At 47.6% G+C, this 21,210-nt stretch carries 20 protein-coding genes; 8 read left to right on the top strand and 12 right to left on the bottom strand.

What is annotated here, in order from left to right; all coding sequences use genetic code 11:
• Window positions 1-46: 46 nt before the first annotated feature.
• Window positions 47-1,048 (top strand): zinc-dependent alcohol dehydrogenase family protein, encoded by a 1,002-nt coding sequence (locus H2C83_RS11145; protein WP_181740732.1) that lies wholly within the window; start codon window positions 47-49, stop codon window positions 1,046-1,048.
• A gap of 47 nt (window positions 1,049-1,095) precedes the next feature.
• Here H2C83_RS11145 and kynB read toward each other — a convergent pair whose 3' ends face one another.
• Together kynB and H2C83_RS11155 are read right to left on the bottom strand one after the other, a co-directional pair.
• On the bottom strand, window positions 1,096-1,728 hold the full coding sequence (gene kynB / locus H2C83_RS11150) for an arylformamidase (protein WP_181740734.1): 633 nt from the start codon (window positions 1,726-1,728) through the stop codon (window positions 1,096-1,098).
• A gap of 96 nt (window positions 1,729-1,824) precedes the next feature.
• Complete coding sequence (locus tag H2C83_RS11155) at window positions 1,825-2,316, bottom strand: hypothetical protein (protein ID WP_181740736.1); 492 nt, start codon at window positions 2,314-2,316, stop codon at window positions 1,825-1,827.
• Between the two features lie 144 nt (window positions 2,317-2,460).
• Here H2C83_RS11155 and H2C83_RS11160 point away from each other — a divergent pair, with 144 nt between their 5' ends.
• From H2C83_RS11160 to H2C83_RS11170, 3 genes are all read left to right on the top strand, one after another.
• The gene (locus H2C83_RS11160; RefSeq protein ID WP_181740738.1) at window positions 2,461-2,868 is read left to right on the top strand and encodes a hypothetical protein; all 408 of its coding nucleotides are present in this window, start codon (window positions 2,461-2,463) and stop codon (window positions 2,866-2,868) included.
• A 1-nt stretch (window position 2,869) separates the two neighbouring features.
• On the top strand, window positions 2,870-3,169 hold the full coding sequence (locus H2C83_RS11165; RefSeq protein WP_181740740.1) for a hypothetical protein: 300 nt from the start codon (window positions 2,870-2,872) through the stop codon (window positions 3,167-3,169).
• 68 nt (window positions 3,170-3,237) lie between these two features.
• Entirely contained in the window at window positions 3,238-3,777 is a 540-nt protein-coding gene (locus tag H2C83_RS11170) for a flavodoxin family protein (protein WP_376766360.1), read from the top strand.
• Between the two features lie 212 nt (window positions 3,778-3,989).
• On the opposite strand, the gene H2C83_RS11175 is transcribed toward H2C83_RS11170, so the two are convergent.
• The 8 genes from H2C83_RS11175 to ald all read right to left on the bottom strand — a co-directional run bounded on the left by H2C83_RS11175 (window position 3,990) and on the right by ald (window position 14,147).
• Window positions 3,990-5,780 (bottom strand): IucA/IucC family protein, encoded by a 1,791-nt coding sequence (locus tag H2C83_RS11175; RefSeq protein ID WP_181740744.1) that lies wholly within the window; start codon window positions 5,778-5,780, stop codon window positions 3,990-3,992.
• Between the two features lie 14 nt (window positions 5,781-5,794).
• Window positions 5,795-7,177, bottom strand: coding sequence for a lysine N(6)-hydroxylase/L-ornithine N(5)-oxygenase family protein (locus H2C83_RS11180; RefSeq protein ID WP_181740746.1), 1,383 nt, complete (start codon window positions 7,175-7,177; stop codon window positions 5,795-5,797).
• Window positions 7,164-7,751 carry a GNAT family N-acetyltransferase gene (locus H2C83_RS11185; protein WP_181740748.1) on the bottom strand — a complete coding sequence of 196 codons (588 nt, stop codon included), beginning with the start codon at window positions 7,749-7,751 and terminating at the stop codon, window positions 7,164-7,166. The genes H2C83_RS11180 and H2C83_RS11185 overlap by 14 nt, the downstream gene beginning before the upstream one ends.
• A complete protein-coding gene (locus H2C83_RS11190; RefSeq protein WP_181740750.1) occupies window positions 7,729-9,567 on the bottom strand; it encodes an IucA/IucC family protein in 1,839 nt (612 codons plus the stop codon). Before H2C83_RS11190 ends, H2C83_RS11185 begins: the two co-directional genes overlap by 23 nt.
• Window positions 9,549-11,078: a pyridoxal phosphate-dependent decarboxylase family protein gene (locus tag H2C83_RS11195; RefSeq protein ID WP_181740752.1), complete on the bottom strand. Its 1,530-nt coding sequence runs from the start codon at window positions 11,076-11,078 to the stop codon at window positions 9,549-9,551. Before H2C83_RS11195 ends, H2C83_RS11190 begins: the two co-directional genes overlap by 19 nt.
• Before the next feature lie 20 nt (window positions 11,079-11,098).
• Window positions 11,099-12,460: an aspartate aminotransferase family protein gene (locus tag H2C83_RS11200; protein WP_181740754.1), complete on the bottom strand. Its 1,362-nt coding sequence runs from the start codon at window positions 12,458-12,460 to the stop codon at window positions 11,099-11,101.
• 156 nt (window positions 12,461-12,616) lie between these two features.
• On the bottom strand, window positions 12,617-12,820 hold the full coding sequence (locus H2C83_RS11205) for a hypothetical protein (RefSeq protein ID WP_181740756.1): 204 nt from the start codon (window positions 12,818-12,820) through the stop codon (window positions 12,617-12,619).
• A 199-nt stretch (window positions 12,821-13,019) separates the two neighbouring features.
• Window positions 13,020-14,147 (bottom strand): alanine dehydrogenase, encoded by a 1,128-nt coding sequence (gene ald / locus H2C83_RS11210; RefSeq protein WP_181740758.1) that lies wholly within the window; start codon window positions 14,145-14,147, stop codon window positions 13,020-13,022.
• 149 nt (window positions 14,148-14,296) lie between these two features.
• Here ald and H2C83_RS11215 point away from each other — a divergent pair, with 149 nt between their 5' ends.
• Entirely contained in the window at window positions 14,297-15,988 is a 1,692-nt protein-coding gene (locus H2C83_RS11215; protein WP_181740760.1) for a PucR family transcriptional regulator, read from the top strand.
• A 62-nt stretch (window positions 15,989-16,050) separates the two neighbouring features.
• On the opposite strand, the gene holB is transcribed toward H2C83_RS11215, so the two are convergent.
• Window positions 16,051-17,064 carry a DNA polymerase III subunit delta' gene (gene holB / locus H2C83_RS11220; RefSeq protein WP_181740762.1) on the bottom strand — a complete coding sequence of 338 codons (1,014 nt, stop codon included), beginning with the start codon at window positions 17,062-17,064 and terminating at the stop codon, window positions 16,051-16,053.
• A 461-nt stretch (window positions 17,065-17,525) separates the two neighbouring features.
• Here holB and H2C83_RS11225 point away from each other — a divergent pair, with 461 nt between their 5' ends.
• Window positions 17,526-17,876 (top strand): DUF1904 family protein, encoded by a 351-nt coding sequence (locus tag H2C83_RS11225; RefSeq protein ID WP_181740764.1) that lies wholly within the window; start codon window positions 17,526-17,528, stop codon window positions 17,874-17,876.
• A gap of 145 nt (window positions 17,877-18,021) precedes the next feature.
• On the top strand, window positions 18,022-18,864 hold the full coding sequence (locus tag H2C83_RS11230; protein ID WP_181740766.1) for a DegV family protein: 843 nt from the start codon (window positions 18,022-18,024) through the stop codon (window positions 18,862-18,864).
• Between the two features lie 60 nt (window positions 18,865-18,924).
• Here the strand turns inward: H2C83_RS11230 and H2C83_RS11235 are convergent, their stop codons facing one another.
• Complete coding sequence (locus H2C83_RS11235; RefSeq protein ID WP_181740768.1) at window positions 18,925-20,814, bottom strand: terpene cyclase/mutase family protein; 1,890 nt, start codon at window positions 20,812-20,814, stop codon at window positions 18,925-18,927.
• A 148-nt stretch (window positions 20,815-20,962) separates the two neighbouring features.
• Here H2C83_RS11235 and H2C83_RS11240 point away from each other — a divergent pair, with 148 nt between their 5' ends.
• Window positions 20,963-21,169, top strand: a complete 207-nt coding sequence (locus H2C83_RS11240) for a DUF1657 domain-containing protein (protein WP_181740770.1) — start codon at window positions 20,963-20,965, stop codon at window positions 21,167-21,169.
• Window positions 21,170-21,210 lie beyond the last annotated feature (41 nt).

Genomic DNA, 21,210 nt, shown 5'->3' on the forward strand with positions numbered 1-21,210 from the left:
ACGAAGGTATGTTATATTGAGGAAAAACAGCGTGGGAGGAGAAAAAATGCATGCACAGATCATTCGCCAGTTTGGCTCCGCTGATGTATTTGAACCGGCCGAAACAGAGCGTCCCGCCATTTTGCCGGGACATGTGTTAATCCGCGTCGCCGCGACCAGTGTGAATCCGATTGACATCAGGATCAGAAACGGGGCCGTTCCCAATGTGACACCGGATCTTCCCGCCATCTTGCATGGAGATGTTGCCGGGGTGATTGAAGAAGTGGGGGAAGGTGTCGATTCGTTTCAGGCGGGAGACGAAGTGTTTGCCTGTGCGGGCGGCATCCGGAACACACATGGCGGGGCACTGGCTGATTACTTGCTTGCTGATGCTTCCCTGGTAGCACCCAAACCCCGTTCCCTTTCTTTTCAGGAAGCGGCAGCCATCCCGCTCGTAGCCATCACAGCGTGGGAAGCCGTATTTGACCGGGGCCGGGTACAGAAACAGCAAAACGTTCTGATTCATGCCGGAACAGGCGGCGTCGGCCACATGGCCCTGCAACTGGCAAAAACGGCTGAAGCAAACATATATACCACCGTTTCCGGCAGGCACAAGGCGGAACTTGCCGGACAACTGGGAGCCGACCACACGATCAACTACCGGGAAACAGAAGTGGCAGCGTATGTGAAAAAATATACGAACGGTGAAGGATTTGATGTGGTGATCGACACTGTCGGCGGCGCCAATATCGACCGTTCCTTTCAGGCGGCAAAAATGAACGGAACCGTGGTCACCATTGCCAGCCGATCTGCTCACGATTTGACCCCCATGCACAATAAAGGGCTGACGTTGCATGTTGTCTTCATGATCATCCCGTTTTTGACCGGCAAAGGGCTTTCCCGATACGGGCAAATTTTGCGGCGTATCAGTCAGTGGGCCGATGAAGGAAAAATCAAACCCCTGCTTGACGAAAAAACCTATTCATTCAATGAGGTTTCCGAAGCCCATAAACGGTTGGAGTCAGGCCAGGCAATCGGAAAGGTTGTACTCGTCAATGAATATTTTTAAGCGTTCAAAGGCGCAACCCATGGAAGTTTGCGCCTTTTTCATTCAAATTATGAATCATGGCCGGCAGGCCTTATGACAGCCCGCACCGGACTTGCATCTCCGCCTCTGATCGGAAGCGGCAGAGCAATCATCTCATAAATCCCTTCTTCTATTTTGTCCAGTACCGCATTCTCCAGGAGATGGATTCCCGCTTTTAAAAAGGCGTGATGAACTGGCAATTCCCGGCTGTCTGCTGAATCTGCCGACGGAACATCCAAACCGACCAGCCGGATTTCCCGCTCTTGAAGAAATGGAGCAATATCTGCATCAAGATAACAAAATTTCCCGGGAAATTGAGACCGATCCACCCAGGAACCGGTTCGGATGAGCAAGCGGCTTTCCCTGCCCAAATCAAAACGGGATAAATCACCTGCCGTAATTTTTTTCTTTCCCAACAAGTGAATCACCCGTGCCTTTCCGATATAAACATCCAAATCCAGTTCATGCACTTTTTGCCCGCTTTCATCAATATGAAACGGAGCATCGATATGGGTTCCGGCATGCGTACTCATATGCAATTCCCCTACATTGGCCGTTCCGCTTTCCGCTTTTGTCCATGTTCTCCGGTACAAAAAGGGCGCATCTCCCGGCCAGACGGGAATTTGATCGTGCAGAGGCATGGAAATGTCCAACCAGTTCATTCTGGCAACAACTCCTCGTTCTGTCAATCATTCCTCTCGTCCGAAATATCAGTCATCATGGATAATGGTTTCACAAGACGTTGGTCTGCAAAATACTTATCCCTTTAACCCGCTGTCCAACAGGGTAATTTTCACCCTGGATAAAGGAAAAAGTTGAATTTGCATCGTTTCACGTTCTTTTAACGCAACCATTTGCCCGTCATGTGACCAGTTTACCAAATATCCCCGATAATTTTGCCCCTTGTATTCTATTTCCACGAATTCATAAGGTTTTAATAATTGTTTCATTGAAAACGCCTCTTTTTTTAACGGGGTCTCCAAGGGAAACTGCAACTGGAACCGGTTTTCAAACACCTGAAAACAACGGGCCAACCCCTGAATTTGATAAAATTCCTGTGTCAGGCAGGCAACCGGAATCTTGAATTTTTCCTCCGGTTTTAACGTATCGCGCAATCGTTCAGGAACCGGCGCCAGGATTAGCTCGATATGCCCTGAACATTCGTGATAATCATAGATCAACTGACCATACAAAAAAGGAACTTCCCGATCCGAAATCGCGACTTTGCGTAACAGATAACTTTCTTTCATAGCGTCTCCAATTTTCCTCCAATCCTATCCCAATTATAACCGATCTTTTTCCCGCATTTGTTAAGATAAAATTGAATAATCCCAAGATTATCAATTAAAATAATAGGGAGATTATCCTTCACAGATGGGACGGGACAAAATCGAATGAGCAAACTTTTATTGTTTACGACCTGGGATCACCTGAACGCCTGGCATGTGCATCGTCAGGCAATTCCGGCATGGACTGAGGAGCATGCCGGTGATTTTGATGTAATGGTTGAATTTGGTCTTGAATTGATTGGCGAAATGACAGATCATGGTATATTTATTATACGAAAAAGAAAAAAGAATCAGTCACTCATCTTATATCTTTATACAAAATGGGAGTTGCTTCTGCTCTGGCAATCCGGACATCTTCCCAAACTGGATTGCTGGACTCGTGATCATTCTTCCAAAAACGACACATTGGCCGGTTTTTCGCTTGACGAGATTCAAATTCAGCCCTGTGCAGGGATGTTTATTGCACAGAGAGAAGTAAATCCTTATATCTATCCCAGAGTAAAAGGGGTATAATATGTCAGTCAGACGATTCCGATTCATGATTGAGGAAATCAAGCGGGACATCGAAGAATGCGAAAGGCAGATTGCCTATCATCTGGATGAGATGCAGCGCGCCTATCACCAGGGGGAAGGGCAAATAGAACGGCATCACCGACAGGAACAGCTGAAATGGGAACGGAAACTGCGCCACTCCATTCGTGACCTGATTCACACTGAACGAAAACTGGCCAAATCGATCGAGGAAGAGCATATTCACCGGCTTCATGAAGAACAGGCCCGCCGTGACGGAAAAAGCCGCAATACCTGGTGGTAGCAAAACATTCATGATCTTGTCGCATCGAAAATGAAAACCAAAGAAAGGAAGTCAGCTGACCCATGAACCTGATGGCAATCCACGGAAGCTCGCGCGAACAGGGAAATACGGAAACACTGACCCAGATCGTACTGAAAGACGTGCCGGCAACCCATCTCTATCTGAGGCAGTATGTAATCAACCCCATCACGGACGAGCGACATGATCCGCATGGCTTTACACCTGTGGATGACGATTACGACAAACTGATTGAAAAAGTGATCCTGCACGACACGATCCTCTTCACCACTCCCTTGTACTGGTATGGAATGAGCGGCTTGATGAAAAACTTCATTGACCGCTGGACACAGAGTTTGCGCGATCCCCGGTATGATTTCAAGGAAGCCATGCGCGGAAAACAGGCATACGTTATCGTTACGGGCGGTGAGGACGTCCGCCTGAAAGCCCTCCCGCTGATTCAGCAATTTACATTGATCTTTGAGTTTATGTCGATGGACTTCAACGGATATCTGTTGGGTTATGGTGGCAAACCCGGTGGAATTGTCCGCGATGAACAGGCACTGGCGGAAGCAAGACAGCTGAATGACCGGATAAAACAGTCCCTTTGATCATTTGTTCAAAGGCAGAGGAACTCTGCTAACTGGCGAAAAATGGTAAATACTGCAAAAAGAGGCGCACATATCGGGCAACCTGATATGTGCGTTATTCATCAGACATGATTGGGAGAAACAATATTTGAGAGGTGGCATCGGGTAACTGTAACTCGTATCCATAAAACCTGTCTTGTACAGGCCAGGAGGCAGCCTTACGGGTATTTGGCTTACACAGACACCAGGGACAATGCGTTGGTTACCTGGCCATATTCGGAAGCATGCGGACGGTCCACATCATCTTCATATCCGTAATCAATCATCCGGTTGCGATTGAGACAAAGCTTGGTAAATGAAGGCTTTAACAAATCGAACAGTTCATAGCGCCCTTTCATCTCCGGAAAGCGTTTTTGATAGGACAGGACGGTTTTCCGCACTTTTCTCCAGAAATCTGTTTCGTGATACTGATGGTGGTTTTCCAACAAATCGGCCAGATAACGAAAATGGCAGATAAACAGACCAGTAAAAACAAACTGGCAAAGGCCTTCCGGTTCTTCACTGCGAAGCACCTGTTTCAAATCCCCGGGCAATTCTTCCAGTTCCGGCAACGGTATCCGGCTGACATTCACATCATCAACAAAATCCTTGATGGACAGCCGGTGAGGAATATGATTTTTCAACACCAGAATCGTATTTTGCCCATGTGGCGAAAATACAACTCCATAGCGATAAAGATAATGCAACAAAGGCGGAAGGATCACTTCAAACAGACGATTCAGCCAATCGTCCAGGCAAAGACCCGATTTTTCAACCAGCCGGGAAACAAACGGTTTGCCTGTTCCATCAACATGCAGCAGTGAAGCCAGGGTAACCGGTTTTTCCCCTTCTTCCATGTTCTGATAGATACTTTCCCGCCAGATACAGCCCAGCATCTCCAGATATTGATAAGGCGCTCCTTTCAATTGTGAATAATAAACATGATCATAGTTAATGCTGGCAATTTCCCCCGGTAAAATGACACGGCACTCATCGCGCAAAAATGCATCTTTTTCCCGAATGTTCGTGATATATTCCGTAATTTTCGGGGCAAGCACGGTCCTTTCCCCGGGCAACCCGCGATAAACCAAGGTGTTTAAAATGCTCATCGGCAATTTGACATGATTTTTCCGTTTGTGGCTGATATTCACAAAGGTGCGAATCGATTGCTGCGGCAAATACCAATCCTCGCCTTTCCCCAGGGGAACAATCCGCTTGTATGCGATTTCTTCCGCAAAAAATGGCACGATAAAGTGATCCCACTGCCACTTGTGAACCGGCATAAACAAATAATCGGACACATTTAAATGCTGCTGGCGCAAGGCCAGCCCAAAGTTTTCAAGCTGTTTCTCTCCCAGTTCCTGCCTGGCCAGTTCCAGGTAATCGAGCCCTTTCACCGCATGAAAATCGGCTTTGTCCTTATGAACGGCAATCCAGGAGAGCTGCACCGGTTTTTTTCGTTCGGGGGCATATTCCAGATAATCCTCATAGCTGAACCCGATTCGTCCCTTGTTATAGGTAATCCACGGGTGGCCTTCCATTTCCCCCTCCAGCTCCGCATAGTCCAGTTCCGTCAAATCGAAAGACTGGTTTTGCTTCTTCTCCAGAATGTGGACATCTGCAATCAGGGTGTTGGTATATTCACGAATCAGATGCCCGGCAGTGACCGGATGGATTCCAACCGTACCCTGTATGTCCAGCAGAAACCGGATCGGATTGATGGCAGGATGTACTTCTCCATCCTGCTCACGGTAAATCGTGTCGCTTAATACATGATAACTGTCAAACAAACGCTTTTTCGCCTGGTAAGTGTAAATCACCCCGTTTTCCAGCACCAGCCGGTAGGAATGAACCCCCTCATCCCCTGTCTCAAGTTCTTCCGGAGAAAGAATATCCTCATACATGAATTCGGCAATCATTTTGGTCAGTAAACGGCGGGAAGCTTCCTCCCACGTTTCTTTCCGGAAAGTTTTGATTTGCTCCATACGCTGACACTCCTTTACGACGATGAGACGGACAACGGTTCGGCCGGTTGCTTCACTCCCGCATTTTCATCTGATTCCGACACTCCGAACTGTTGGAAAACATTCCGTTTTCGAACCGGGTAAACTTCTTTTCCGGCCAGTTGATTAATAATGACTGAATTCCGGTAGCAACCCAGCCCCAGGTCAGGCGAACCTACTCCATGGGTATGTAACTCCGCATTTTGCACAAAGATCCGGTTATCGATCTCTTTGGTCAGTTTCAGCCGGTAGTCCAGTTCCACCCTGTACCGTTTTTTCTCATCCCACTGAATGAGGGAGGAAAGATTTTTTACACAGGACGGAATCCGGTGTTCATACCCGGTCGCAAAAATCACAACCTCGCTTTCATGGGTGAATCCTTTTTCCTGTTCGCGATGGAAACAGGACAGGCGATATTTCCGTTTACCCTCGACTTGTTCAATTTTCTGCACTTCGGTATGGGCCAGCATACTGAAAGGAACTTCCCGATTTCCAATTGTCCGCTCATAAAGGAGATCATAGATGTCGGCAATCCATTTGCTGGCCATGCCTTTGTACCACAGATCCTGCGTTTTCAGCCGGTCGTCCCGTTTTTCCTGCGGCAGGGAGTAAAAATAGTAGATATAGTCCGGAGAGAAATGTTCCAGACCCAGCTTGGAATATTCCATCGGGAAAAAGCCGCCGGAGCGGGTAAACCAATCCAGCCGGTATCCGTAATCTTTTTGTTCCTGCAGCAGTTTGTAGAATACCTCGCCAGCACTTTGCCCGGAACCGATCACTGTAATGGATTTGGCTTTCCGGCAGCGGTCCAGCCTGTCTTTAAACCGGGCAGAATGGAAAATGTCTTCTTCCGGGAAGCCCTGAAATTGCGGCCCGAAATCGGGAACACTTCCTACTCCCAGCACCAGGTCTTTGGCATGGTAAACCGATGACTGTTTCGTCGCTGCCGACACCACTTCCACACGAAAATACGATATCCCGTTTTCTTCCACATGATCAATCCGGGTCACTTTATGCCTGAACCTGCAGATTTCCAACTGCCCGGAAACCCATCTGCCATAAAGATTGTACTCCTCACGCGGGATCAGGAACCTTTCCAGAAAGTAAAAATGGTAAAGCCGGTCGTGCTCCCGCAAATAATTCAAAAAGGTATACCGGCTTGTCGGGTCAGCCATCGTAACAAGGTCGGCGAAAAAGGGAACCTGCAAAGTTGTCCCTTCAAGAATCATCCCGGAATGCCAGTCAAATTGCGGTTTCTGTTCAAAAAACAGGGCCCGCACATCCGGCACGGGGTCCAACAAGGCAGCCAGACCCAGATTAAACGGCCCCAAACCGACTCCAATGATATCAAACATCTCTTTATGTTCATAAGTCGTCATATTCCCATCTCCTTTTAAATGAATCCCGGTTGCAAAACATTAATGCCGCCCGTTTATCCGGCAGGTCGGTCTCTTTTTGAAATTCAAATCCGCATTTTTCAAAAATATGAATCATTTTTTCATTGCGAACATCCGGTTCAGCTACCACTTTCTGTGTACTTTTATGTTGAAACAGGCAGCAGGTCATTGCCCGCAACAGGGGCAGAGCATATCCTTTTCCCAGGAAAGAAGGCGGGCCAATCAATAAATGAATGCCTTGGTCTTCCGGATGGAAATCATAAAAGTTTCCCAATATATCTCCCCGTATCCAATACGTCTCCCAATAACTCATCGGGGTACCATCCAGTGATCCGATGTGAAGGGTCTGATGGGGATCTGCCAAAAAGCTTTGCAAATGTTCACGGTATTTCTCGCGGGAAATATTCAGGTTCCAAAACGGAATCACGTGAGGTTCATGCATCCATTGATGAAGCCTGCCAAAATCCTGTTCCAGGTCAACCTTGCGAAATGTAATGGTTTTATCAATGCTTGGGTCATGACAAGTAAACGTTTCAGCAGTGACCGGGTACACCATCGACCACGATTCCCCCTTTCAGAAGAGGATTGGCAATTTTGACATACACCGATTGGCTTTCCATCGGGCCTGTCAGTTCATCCATATCATAAAAACGGGTCAGCAAATTGGCCTTTCCCGACAGCCATTTGTCATGAAGCAGGCTTTCAATCAGGCGGGAAGAGGCACGGCTCCTCGGTTTCCACTGAACCAGGTGCTGTCTCAGTTCTTCCAGCAATACCTCTTCCCGGATCAGCCCGCATACGCCAAAGGCATTGATCAGGCCAAACAGGTGATTGATAAAGAAATAGTACCTGAACCGTTCATCGGCTACATGATCCGCGCACAGGGAATGGCTTTTTTTATTCACGCCCGGCAACAGGCGTTCAAGAAAGGGAAAAGTGGATTCACAGTAGTAATAACCCTGGTTATCCCGGTAGAAGAAACGGCAGGGATACCCGTTTTTCAGTTGAACCAGACTGTTTTGCTGATGAGCCTCCAGCGCGATTCCATGTTTCAGGTACAGCCACATCATCGGATGCAAAGAAATCGACAGATATCTTTTAAACCAGTCCAGGCTTACTTCTTCCGGATCTCTTCCCTCTTTGGCGGACAGTTCATGGATGATATTGGCCAGGCGCGGTCTGTAACCGGGAATTGCATCCTGGCACAGTCCGGCCACCACTGTCACGTTCTCCTTATCACCCCCTTTGAAAGGATTCTCCCGCAATACTACTTCAAATCCCGATTCCTCCGAGCCGGGGAGTTGAATTGTGATAAAGGCAGGATCTTGAATTATGTAAAATCCGGGATAGCAGAGTTTCAGGTTGTTTCCGATTTCACTGTCCAAAATGCGGGTAACCTCAACCCCCCTTTCCAGTTCCTTGTATTTGTTCATGCGAACCGAATTGGTAATCTTGACCTTGACAGAAAACTTCAGCATGAACGATGATTCAGGATGATAAACAGTTCTGAAGGAAGACGTCGGATAATAGGCTTTTCCCACAAGCCCCAGGTCTTCCAGCAACCCCTTTTGCATGAGCTGCCTCACCCGTTTATCCATAAGTAAATGTTTTGCCTGCACCGGATGGAGCGGAATCAGGGAATATTCATCTTTTTTGAGATACATTTTCTTAAATGGTTCATCTACTTCCGGATCGGCCATCAGTTCATTTTTGATCAGCCTGGTGGCCGATTCCGGCAAATGGGACCGCTCGCTGACAATGGAATGGTGAGCCCGGAAATAATGCAGCGAAAACCGGCCTTTCAGCTCGGGCGAATAAATCTTTTGTCCAAGATCCGACAGGCCCTGGCGGCTTTTGGGGGTCGGATGGAGCAAATGGCCGAAAACAAGTGACTGTTCGGAGTCCAAATACTCAAAACGGGTTTGGTACAGTTCCCCGGCGTCCCGTCCTCTGGTCATTACATAAGACTCGATCTGCTGGCAACTCTGAATCACCCGATAGACCAACTCATCGGGGAAAGACGACAGATCCCGCTTCAAAGCCAGCTCTTTGATGATGACAGTTACCAGTGTGACATAGTCCAGCTCTTTCAGATGCCTGGCTTCTCCCGCCCGGTAATAAAACGGAAAATAAAACAAATGCCTGTCGGTGAGCGACCAGTATTTGACGGGAGCGATAATTTCTATCTGATGGTACTCCAAATCAATTCGGACAAACTCTGCTGCCGGCACATCTGCAATTTTGCCGCCATCCAGCAAGGGGTCGTCCAACAGCTGATCTTTGGTCGATCGCTTGTAGTGATTTGTTTCTCTGAGGTAACAGTTGAAAAATGCCAACATACTTGCCCGTTCAGCTATTTTTTTGGCCTGCATGCTGTCTGATTCCCTCCTCTCTCCATTTCCAGTTTCAATCCCGTCTGTTTGACTGCTTGCAAAAGGTTGACCAGCTCTTCCGAAGTCAACAACGGGTTGAGCAATGTCAACTTCAGGCAGGTCATCCCGTCCACCCTGGTTTGGGCAATGACCGCTTTCCCCTGGTGAAACAGAACGTCACGGATATTCCGGTTGAGCTGATCGCTTTCCACTTTCCTCATCGTTGGCCGGTAACGGAAAACAACCGCGTTTAAAGCCGGAGGATCATTGATGAGTTGAAAATGCTCATCCCGGCGGATCAACTGTGCCGCCTCCTGCGCTATCTCCAGTGTGTGTTCAATCATTTCGGCAAACCGGATTCTCCCGGTCGCCTGTAAGGAAACAAACAGCTTCAGAGCATCAAAACGGCGCGTGGTCTGCACCGACTTGCCAACCAGATGCGGAATGCCCAGCCACTCATCTTCTTCAGAGTTCAAATAGTCGGCGTGTCGCCGGATCAGTTCAAAATGCTCCTTATTCCTCAGCAAAAAAGCTCCGCAGCTGATCGGCTGGTAAAATAGTTTATGAAAATCAACCACCACAGAATCGGCCTTCTCGATCCCTGCCAATTGCTGTTTGTAACGGTCACTCATCAGCAAAGCTCCGCCATAGGCGGCATCAACGTGCAACCAAATCTTTTCCGCTTCAGCCCGTCTGACGATTTCTCCAAGTGGATCGATGCTTCCGAAATCGGTGGTTCCGGCGGTGGCAACGATGGCAAAAGGCAAGTAACCAACGCTTTTCAACTGATAAAGCTCTTTATCCAAGTCCAATAAATCCATTTGATAGCGCTTGTCTGTATCTATCAAAATGACTGCTTCTTCCCCCAGCCCCAGCAATGCCGCCGCCTGTTTCACCGTAAAATGGGCAGCTTTCGAACAGAGAATCCGCATTCTGGAAGCATGAGCAGGCAGGCCTTTGCGCTTGGCATCCCAATTCATCCGCTCCCGCAAATAAAAGTCCCTTGCCAGAAGCAATCCCATATAATTGGACTGTGTCCCGCCGCTGGTAAAGATACCGTCCCCGGCAGTGCTGTCGAAAAACCGGGAACATAACCAGCCGATCATTTTCTCTTCCAGCATCGTTGCCGCCGGGCTTTGGTCCCATGAATCCATGGACTGGTTCATCGCGCTGGTCAACTGCTCTGCTGCCAAGGCTGCGGTGAGAGGGGGACAATGGAGATGTGCCGAACAGGCCGGATGATGGACCACCACCGAATGGCGCACAATTTTTTCCCCTGTCTCCCGCAACACTTCCTCAATGGGCCGGCCCTCCTCGGGACAAACAGGAATTTCCTCCAGCAAGGCTTTCAGCTGCCCAACCTGGATCCCGCTAAAAGGCCGGGAAAGGGTGGCATAATGCTGATAGAATACTTCCCGGGCGGCGGTTACTGCCTGCAGGTAAGCCGACCAACCTGCTGGTGAAGAGTTTAAAAAGCATTCCCTGCCAGGGGTTTTCACAACCTTGTTCATGTCCGATCCATCCTTCCTCCTTAACCGGCATTCTTTTTTCGCTCTGCGGCCTGAACCGCTTCGGCAAAGATTTCGCTGATTTGATCCACCTGCTCTGATGTAATGATCAGCGGAGGCAGGAAACGGAGGACACTTCCATGACGGCCGCCAGATTCCAGAATCAGCCCTCTGTCAAAACATTCTTTTTGTATCAGGCGGGTCATTTCAGGATCTGCCGGATAGCTGCCCATATGGTCAGATGATTCCTCCTTGTTCACAATTTCCAATCCGATCATCAGTCCCCGTCCGCGAACTTCCCCAATCGTGCGGGAATCCTGTTGAACCGCTTGCAAACGGGTCATAAGGCGTTCTCCCATCTTTTCTGCATGCTGTTCAATATGGTTTTGCCGAATGAAACGAATGGTTGCGATTCCGGTCGCCATCGCCATTTGATTCCCGCGGAAAGTTCCGGCATGTGCACCGGCTGCCCACTGATCCAGTGATTGGTCATAGACAACAACCGCCAAAGGCAGTGAACCGCCAATCGCCTTGGATAACACAACCACATCAGGAACAATTCCGGCATGTTCAAAAGCAAACAGTTTTCCGGTCCGTCCCAGCCCTGTCTGAATTTCATCAACAATGAGCAGAATATCGTATTTTCTGGTTAGCGATCGCATGTCGCGCACCCATTTGTCCGGAGCAGGAATAACGCCTCCCTCTCCCTGCACAATTTCCATGATCATAGCCGCAGGATGGACAATACCGCTTTCCGGATCTTCCAGCGTCCGCTGAATGAATCGGCTTCCAATCTCCATCCCCGTTTCGCCGCCTTGCCCAAAAGGACAGCGATAATGATATGGAAAAGGCAGGAAATGGACATCCGGCATCAAACCGGAAATCGACTTTTTTGGATCCGTATTGCCCATCAGTCCCAGAGCCCCGTGAGTCATGCCGTGATATCCGCCCTGAAACGCCAGAATACTACGGCGGCCCGTTGCAGTTTTCACGATCTTCAGCGCGGCTTCAACCGCATCGGTACCGGCAGGACCACAAAACTGGATTTTTGCCTTTTCGGCAAACCGGGCAGGCAAACTGGCAAACAATTCTTCAACAAATTTATCTTTTACCGGTGTCGTAATATCCAGCGTATGTAGTGGCAATTTGGCATCAATCACCTGTTTGATGGCTTCAATCACAACCGGGTGATTATGCCCCAAGGCCAATGTGCCGGCACCGGACAGGCAGTCAAAATAGGTTTTTCCCTCTACATCTTTTACAAAAATGCCTGATGCTTCTCTCATGGCGATCGGAAACCGTCGCGGATAAGATAGGGCATTGGATTCTCTCTGTTCCTGGTTCGCAAGAAAGTATCGATTGGAAAGCACTTGCCTCGATATCATCCGTTTATCTCCTCCTAATGATAATGATTATCATTATCATTTATGTTATATATTATCACTGAACTTTTTGCATGTAAATACATTTCTAAAAATTTTCTCCCGCCCGGAATCATCAAAAAGCTGACGGTTCCGTTTGCTCCTTTGTACCCGGCCTGATCACATATACGATGACTGCCACGCAAAAATGAGGAGAAGGCACAATTCATACAGCCTTGCCGGATCAATGTCGTATAAAAATAACCCCACCAGCGGCGCAACCATTGCTCCGATACCGTTTGGCCCGGCAACCGCACTTGCAGTTCTTCCACCACATTTAATGAAAAAGCCGTCAGATATCCGGGCTGGATATTGTTGTGTCATTCTGTTCCTCCGCGATGGTTTAAACATTGGTATTTTTCTATAAAACAGTTTTTTGCCATTGGCCAAAAATATTCTGACTCTCCTTGATTTCGTTATCATAATGATTATTCAACCCGGGTCGATCGATTCCCGTCCCCGTATAACAAATGAAGTGAAAAGGCTGTGCAGATCATTCTGCACAGCCCTGAAGAGTCAGAAATCAATTGTGGAGTTTTTCAAGCAGTTCATGGACATCGACATACTCATATCCAAGGTCGGTGGCCACCGCTTTGTAGGTAATATTTCCATCCAGGGTGTTAATGCCCCTTGCCAGTGCCCTGTTTTCCAAAGCAGCCTGACGATAACCTTTATCTGCAATTTGCAAACCGTAATTTACGGTAACATTGGACAAGGCCAATGTTGCCGTACGCGGTACGGAACCTGGAATGTTTGGCACCGCATAATGAACTATCCCGTGTTTGACATACGTCGGGTCACTGTGGGAAGTGGTGCGGTCAACCGTTTCAATGGAGCCCCCCTGGTCGATCGCTACGTCGACGATTACAGAACCCGGCTGCATTTCCTTGACCATTTCTTCCGTTACCAGGCGCGGAGCACGTGCACCGGGAATAAGAACCGCACCGACGAGCAAGTCCGCTTTTTTAACGGCACCCGCAATATTATACGGATTGGACATCAAGGTATTGATTCTGCCCCGGAACTGGTCATCCAGTTCCCGCAGGCGAACGGGATTAATATCGAGGATGGTTACGTTGGCACCCATTCCCATCGCTATTCTGGCTGCGTTGGTTCCGACAACCCCTCCGCCGACAACAACGACTTCAGCCGGCAATACTCCTGGCACTCCGCCCAGCAGTACACCTTTTCCGCCTTTTTGTTTTTCAAGATATTGTGCCCCGATTTGAATCGACATTCTGCCGGCAACTTCACTCATCGGCATTAACAACGGCAAGGAGTGGTTGTCCAATTGGATGGTTTCATAGGCAATGGCTGTTACCCTGTTTTTGAGTAAAGCTTCTGTCAACTCCGGTTCTGCTGCCAGGTGCAGATAGGTATACAGAATCAGTCCTTCACGGAAATATTGGTATTCTTCCGGCAACGGTTCTTTTACTTTTACAACCATCTCTGCAGACCAGGCTTCCCGGGCAGAACCTACAATTTTGGCCCCGGCTTCCAGATAATCATGATCCAAAAATCCGCTTCCTTCACCGGCATGGGTTTCCACCCGGACTTCGTGTCCATGGCTGACGTAAGAAGCTACAGCTGCCGGTGTCATTCCGACCCGATTTTCATTGTTTTTTATCTCTTTGGGTACGCCAATTATCATTGATGATCACCTTTTTATCTAATGATTGTAATTAGTACAAATTAAGTATAAAGTATTTATAAAGCGCTTCCATTAGACAATTTGTCAAAAATTGTTTGTGTTTATTTTACACTCCAGCTACCATTTTATACAACAGAAGGTGAATCCCATTGGCTTTTGAATCTTTTCTTACCTTGAAAGAAATTTTGAACCGTCCCACATTCGCACGTGCAAAAGTAATAGCCGGGCATAACGGATTGCATCGGAGGGTAAGGTGGGTTCATATTTTGGAGGTTTCCGAATTTGATACACTGATTAACGGGGAAGAAATGATCCTGGCTACGGGCATCAACTTTAAATCGTCTTCCGTGTCGCCTGCCCATTATCTGAAAAAATTGATTCACCTGAACGCATCTTGCTTATGTCTCGAACTGGGATATTATTTTCATGAGATTCCCGATGAATTGATCCAAATCGCAAACCAGCATGATTTCCCGTTAATCGCATTTCCCAACCAGATTCGTTTTGTAGATATTACACAGGATTTGCACGCTGTGATTATCAACCAGCATGTGCAACTGTTGCAAAACCTGGAAACCCTGTCGCGGGAATTTCACCGGTTGAGCCTGGAGCCCAAAGGAACTGCCAATATTTTGAAAATGCTTTACAATAAAACCAGTTCACCAATTATTTATATATCCGGCAAGGGAAAACTTTCCCTTTTCCCCGATGACCATCCAAAGGAAAAAACTTCTTTGTCCAGGTTTCTTGAAAACAGGCTGGCCACATTTGATGAGAAAGATCCCGAACTTACTCCGGCCCACTCCTGGTCATTTGAAGAACAATATGTTCTCCTGCAGCCCATCCGCGCCATGGGGCAAACTCTGGCCTATATCGGCATGATCTGCAGCCGGAAACCGACCCGGTATGAATACCTGATTCTGGACTGGTCAGCGCTGGCGATTGCCCAGGACCTGATCCGCAAAAAATATATGGAAGAACGGCGCCTGCACTCGGAGAATGCCTGGGTGAACAACCTGCTCCACAATCGGCTGGATGAATCACAAATCCGCAAACATTTGCATGCCGATTACAATGACTTGAACAACAGGCAAAGTTTTGTCACCTTGATTGAATGGAACAGGCCGATCGGCGAAGAACAGGAAACTCCGCTGGAAACGCCGGAATATATCCGGTACGATTTTCCCGTTATTATCCGTTCCGCATTTGAACAGTACCGTTTTTTTCCCTTGATTACCCGTAATCATGAGCAGATTGCAATCATTGCCTTCGATCTCAATTCCCAAATCAGCTGGAAACAAAGGGTCAGACAGTTGCTTGAACAGATTCGAAGTACCAGCCGGAAAAAGCGCCAGGACCATCCGTTATTCAACGCAGGTGTGGGGCAACGCTACACGGGCTTCGCTTTCATTAACCAGAGTTTCAGGGAAGCCGACCAGGTGCTTGATCTCAACGACCGTCAGGATGATGCATTTGTCTTCTATGATGAACTGGGAATATTCCAGTTAATCCTGAACCTGAAAGAAGACAGCCAGTTAAAATCATACATCAGCCAGCATCTCGGATCGGTTATCGAATACGACCGGCAGAAAAACAGCGATTTGCTGTATACGTTAAAAGTTTACCTGGATCACGACTGTTCCAAGAAAGCGGCTGCGGAACATTTGTATATTGTGCGCCAGTCCTTGTATTACCGTTTGCGGAAGCTGAAAGAATTATTGGGAGACCATTTCCTGTCAACCGAAAACAAGCTGACCTTGCAAGTTGCCTTGCGTGCCTGCCAGCTGGTTTATCCCGAATTGTTGACCAATCGTTCCAAAAAAAGGGGAAACCTTCAATAAATGCAAAAACCGAACTTTTTACAAGTTCGGTTTTTTACTGAAAAAATCATCGATCCTGCTGATCAGACTTTTGACAAAGGAATCAACTGCCAGCCATTTTCCATGCTTAACCGGTTCTGCTGAATGGACAGGATCATTTGTTCCAGAATTCCCTGCCAACTGAGCTGGGATTTGCCCAAAAGTCGGCGGGCAATCAGGACATTGTCCATTGCCATGACAATTCGCTCTGATGGTTGCTTTGCGCTGATCGGTCCCACGCTGGAATCGTGGAAAATCTCCGTTTCCCCTTTTAACGGATAGAGCAGCAAGTCCCGATAAAACAGGAGCAGAATATCCAGCAGGAAATGGGTCCGCTCTGCCTGCACTTCTTCAACAAACCATGGTTCTGACAGCGTGATGATAGCCTCAGGGCTTGACGAAAGGATCTGGCTTCCCCACTCCATCACCTTCTGATATGCCAAATCAATCCGGTCCAACTCTTCTTTCTTCACATCAAACCGGTACGGCAAATTGGCAAACAGGCGCGCCAGATGTTCCGGAATCCCCATTTTCAAATACCTGGCTGCTTTGGCCGAGGGGGAAAGTTCAGGAAAACGTACCAATTGGCAACGGGATCTGATAGTAGAGAGAATGTCGGCCAATCTCTCCGTAATCAATATGACCATCATGGCCGGGTACGGCTCTTCCAGAAACTTCAACAAACTGTTAGCCGCTTCAGCCCTCATCTTGTCTGCTTCTTCCAGCACAGCCACTCTGGTTACCCCTTCCGGAGCGCTGTAACGAAACCGTGATTGCAATTGCCTGAGCTGGGCGATCTTGATGACGTTCCCGTCGGGACGGATCATAACAACATCCGGATGATTCCCCTGCTCAATCTGGATACAGGAAGAGCACTTACCGCAGGCGGATCCCTCCTGCCGTTCACAGTTAACAGTCTTCGCCAGTTCCAAAGCCAGTTCTCTCTTGCCGGTATCTTTGGGACCATAGAAAATATAGGCATGAGCCAGCCTGTTGGAACGAAATGCATTTCGCAGTATTTCCAACAGTTGAGGCTGCACAAGATTGCGATCAGACATGACAAAGCCTCCTGTCTGCCTCCAGACTTTCTATTAATCTTCGCACGTTTTCGCGGGAAAAATCAAGCAAGTGTCACCAGGCTGACCGAACAGTTGTCTGGATTTCCTCCGGCCCGTGTCTGAAACAATTGGAAACAAAGCTGCAAGCGGGTCCAAAAAGAAGGTTTCTCCAAGTTTTTACAATTTGTTTGTTTTTATTCTAAAATAAAATAAAAACAACTTGTATGTTATGATATTTGGGGCCAGCCAGGATTGATATTTCATTGTTTCTCTCCAACTACGGTAGAGGCAAAGTGTTTAAAAATATGTTAAAACAAAATCGAAGTATCATAAGCAAGCAGAAATAAACCCGTTTTGGCAACCAGATCTTTTCAAATCGTTATATTTTCGCCAGCAATTTTATTGAAAGAAATGATCTGTCCGGATGTTCGGACAAACTTTTTTTAGAAAGGAAATGAATCATGCCTTATCTTCGGTTCAAAGGATTTCCCAAACATGCACTGGAACGGTTGGCACCGCAAATTGTAACTCATTTTGCCAATATGGCACAGGTTTCTGAAGAAAAAGTTAAAATTGAACTGCTTTCAGTTGAGCCAATCACCCATTCTCCCCGTTCACTGGAGATCATGATGTTTCCCCGCAGTAAAAAAATACATGACCGGCTGGCTGAAAAACTTAATCAGCTTTTAAATGAAAACGGTTTTAAAAATACACATATCTTTTTTATTCTTCTGTCTCCTTCATTGTATTACAAGAATGGACAGTCGCTGGAAGAGATTCCTTCTCCTCCCTTCTCTCTGCTGTCTCCCTGATTGTCCGCTGTCCACCCGGATCGCCGGGAAGATGCCGGGTGGACAAATTTATTACAAATTTGTTATATTTTATTATCAATTGATAATTCCCTTGCAATCAAAAAACGGTTAACCGTATACTGTAAGTATTTAAGGAGGCTATGTAATGAAGATTGCACTGGTCACAGACAGCACCTGTGACTTACCCCATGAGTTGACAGGCCAATTCAACATTCATGTCGTTCCGCTTCGAATCATCTATTCGAACGGCGAATACCGCGACGGCATTGATATCACTACCGAGCAGATTATGGATCGCCTCGATGAGGAGATTCCCAAAACATCAATGCCTTCGCTGGAAGATATAAACAATCTGTACAGAAACTTGCAAAACGAGGGCTATACCCATTGCATCGTACTGACCCTTTCTGCTTCGCTCAGTGGAACACATAACGCTTTCCGTTTATGCGCACAGGATTTTCCCGGCATGAGAATCGATGTGATCGATTCCAAAGGGGTTTCCTGGATGCTGGGCTTTCTCGTTTTGGAAGCAGCCCGGTTAATACGGGAAAAAACCGATTACCAGGAAATATTGTCGATAATCAGCCAAATCAAAGGCAAAATCAAAGCCTATTTTATTCTTGATACGCTGGAATACGTTCAGGCGGGCGGCCGGATTGGAAAAGTGGCCAAATCACTGGGTTCCATGCTGAACCTGAAACCGATTATAACCTTTGACGAGAATGGCAAACTGCACCCGCACACGATTGCCCGTGGCAAACAGCAGGCGCTCAAAAAACTGATCAGCCCGATTTATCAGCAAATCGCGTCAACACGCGCCCGGATTGGCATTTTGCACAGCAGGGCAGAAAAAGAGGCTGAAGCGCTCAAGAGACGGTTGAAAGACCTGGAAAATGTTGTCCAATTATACATCGGTTCGATCGGTCCAACCCTTTCTGTGCATGCCGGCCCCGGCCTGTTGGGAATGGTTGTTTATCCGCTTGACTAAACATCGCATCCACCTCTGGCAATCAGAAGTGGATGGTTTTTTTCATCGCGGGCAACAAACCTATGAGCCATATTTATCGAGATAATGAGACAAGGTGATTAAAGGCCAAACATATGGATAACTGTGGTAATTGATATAAAACTGGCCGGCAAGACCCGCACCTGTCGGATAGGACCAGACCTCCGGTTCCCGCTCTTCCATCAGTTCCAGCAAGCGGAGAATTCCCTTTTCAATGGCAGGAGTGGGCTGGTCATGACAAGCAATCAGAGCGTCCAGCGCCCACGCTGTCTGAACCGGAGTTGAAAAAGAAAGAGAAACAAATCTTTGTTCCACATCACTGTAACAGGATTCTCCCCATCCCCCATCCGACCGTTGTTTATTTAACAAAAAACGAATCCCTTTTTGCACACAAATGTTGTCAGCAGGCACTCCCACTGCTGCCAAGCCTTTCAAAGCTGCCCACGTTCCATAAATGTATGAAATTCCCCAACGGCCAAACCATGAGCCATCCGCCCGCTGGTGATGGTACAGCCAGCTCCAGGCCCGTCTTGCTTCAGGCCGGTTAATGGTCCACTTAAGTTCAGACCCCAAAAAGGATAGTACGCGCCCGGTCAGGTCTGCCGTGGACGGATCGCCCCAAATTGTCTTTCCGTCCCGATAGGGCAGCAGCCTGAGCCAGGCTTTATTCGTATTTTTTTCGAATGCCGGCCAGCCCCCGTCCCCATTTTGCATGTTTAACAGCCACTGCAAACCTCTTTTCCATTCATCCTGCGCAAAACCAGCGCGGACAGTAGGAGCAATGGCTTCCAGGACCTGCACCGTATCATCCACGTCAGGATTGATGGTATTGGAATGGGAAAATCCCCACCCGCCCGGGATGGCGCAAGGATTGCGAAAATGCCAGTCACCCCATTTGGTGTGCTGTTTTGACAGGAGGTACTTCATTCCTTTCTGAATGGCGAAATGGTCGAAAAATATGCCGCCTTTCTGCAATGCGGTCATGACGAGCGACGTATCCCATATGGTTGAAGTCGTTTCCTGCAAATGTGCTCCTCCGGGCAGCGGGAAAATCAAGTGGGCCAGTCCGTCCATCGCTTTTTGAATCACCTGGTGACCGGTCGGATATTTTAACGACAACAGGGCAAAGATCAGCAAAAATGTACTGGTCATGTAACTGTACAGGGTTCCGTCTTCTTCGATGCGCGACAAAAGAAAATTTTCTCCCCAATGAATCGCCCGCTCATGAATCTTTTCCCTGAACAATGCCGATGTTTTAACCGCAGGCAGCAGATCTTCCTTTGTCCAGAAATAATCGGGATGCATCCGTTCCATATACGCCCGGGAGGAAGCGGGCAACCAATCTTCCACTTCCCGAAATCCTTGCAAACGGACATAAAAATCCTGATCAGATACCAAAATAATGGGAGCGACATGAACACGCGTATAACCGACAAAGTCAAAAAAATTGACCGGACTCCAGACAGGCAACAAAAAAAATTCCACAGGCAGTTTTATAAAACGGGACCAACTTCGATGGCCCAACAGTGCCAGCATCACTTTGGTCAGGGAACTTGCCCGGTTGACGCCCCCATGAGCGAGGAGAAAGTCACGCGCCTTTTTGAGGGCCGGATCAGTTGGTTTTCTTATGCCGGCATATAACAAGGCGACAGAAGCATCCAGTGTGGCCGAAACACTTCCTTCCCTCTCATCGGGAAAGGTTTTCCAAGTGCCGTCTGCTGTCTGTTTGTCCAGAATCCGCTCAATAATTGAGGATAGTGCAGCTGTTTTGGGCCATGACAAGACCTGATGCAGCAACAGATAATAGGCATCCGTCATGACGCCGCTTTCAAAACAGAACGGCCAGGTTCCTTCCGGGCTTTGCCTGCCAAGCAGTTCCCTGCTGATCCGGTGAATCATTTCCCGCACCTCAACGATCCATTGACCTTGCATCGCACTACTCCTTAAATTTCTTCTCTTTACAACATATTCAACGGGCGGTGATAAATGACCGGTCCAGTTCAAATCTTGGCAGTAAAATATCTTGGCATAAAAACAGTTATTTTTTAAAAAAATACATTTTAAAAAAGGAGGGTAACCCATGACAGTTGGTACAAAGCTGAAACAAACTATCGCCAGCGCAGAAAGTGTGGCGGCAAATTTGCGTTCTTTTTCGCTGGATACGGATAACCGGCAGGCAAAACAGCTATACAGCCAGTTGGCACAAAATATGGATTCCGTTGTGCAGCAATTAAAAGAACGGGAACAACAGGTTGCCAGTGAAGAGCCACAATACAATCAATCATAAAAAAATAGAGATCCAAACGGATCTCTGAGGCTGTTGACAAA

Source organism: Thermoactinomyces mirandus, from assembly GCF_013868055.1.
Classification (GTDB): Bacteria; Bacillota; Bacilli; order Thermoactinomycetales; family Thermoactinomycetaceae; genus Thermoactinomyces; species Thermoactinomyces mirandus.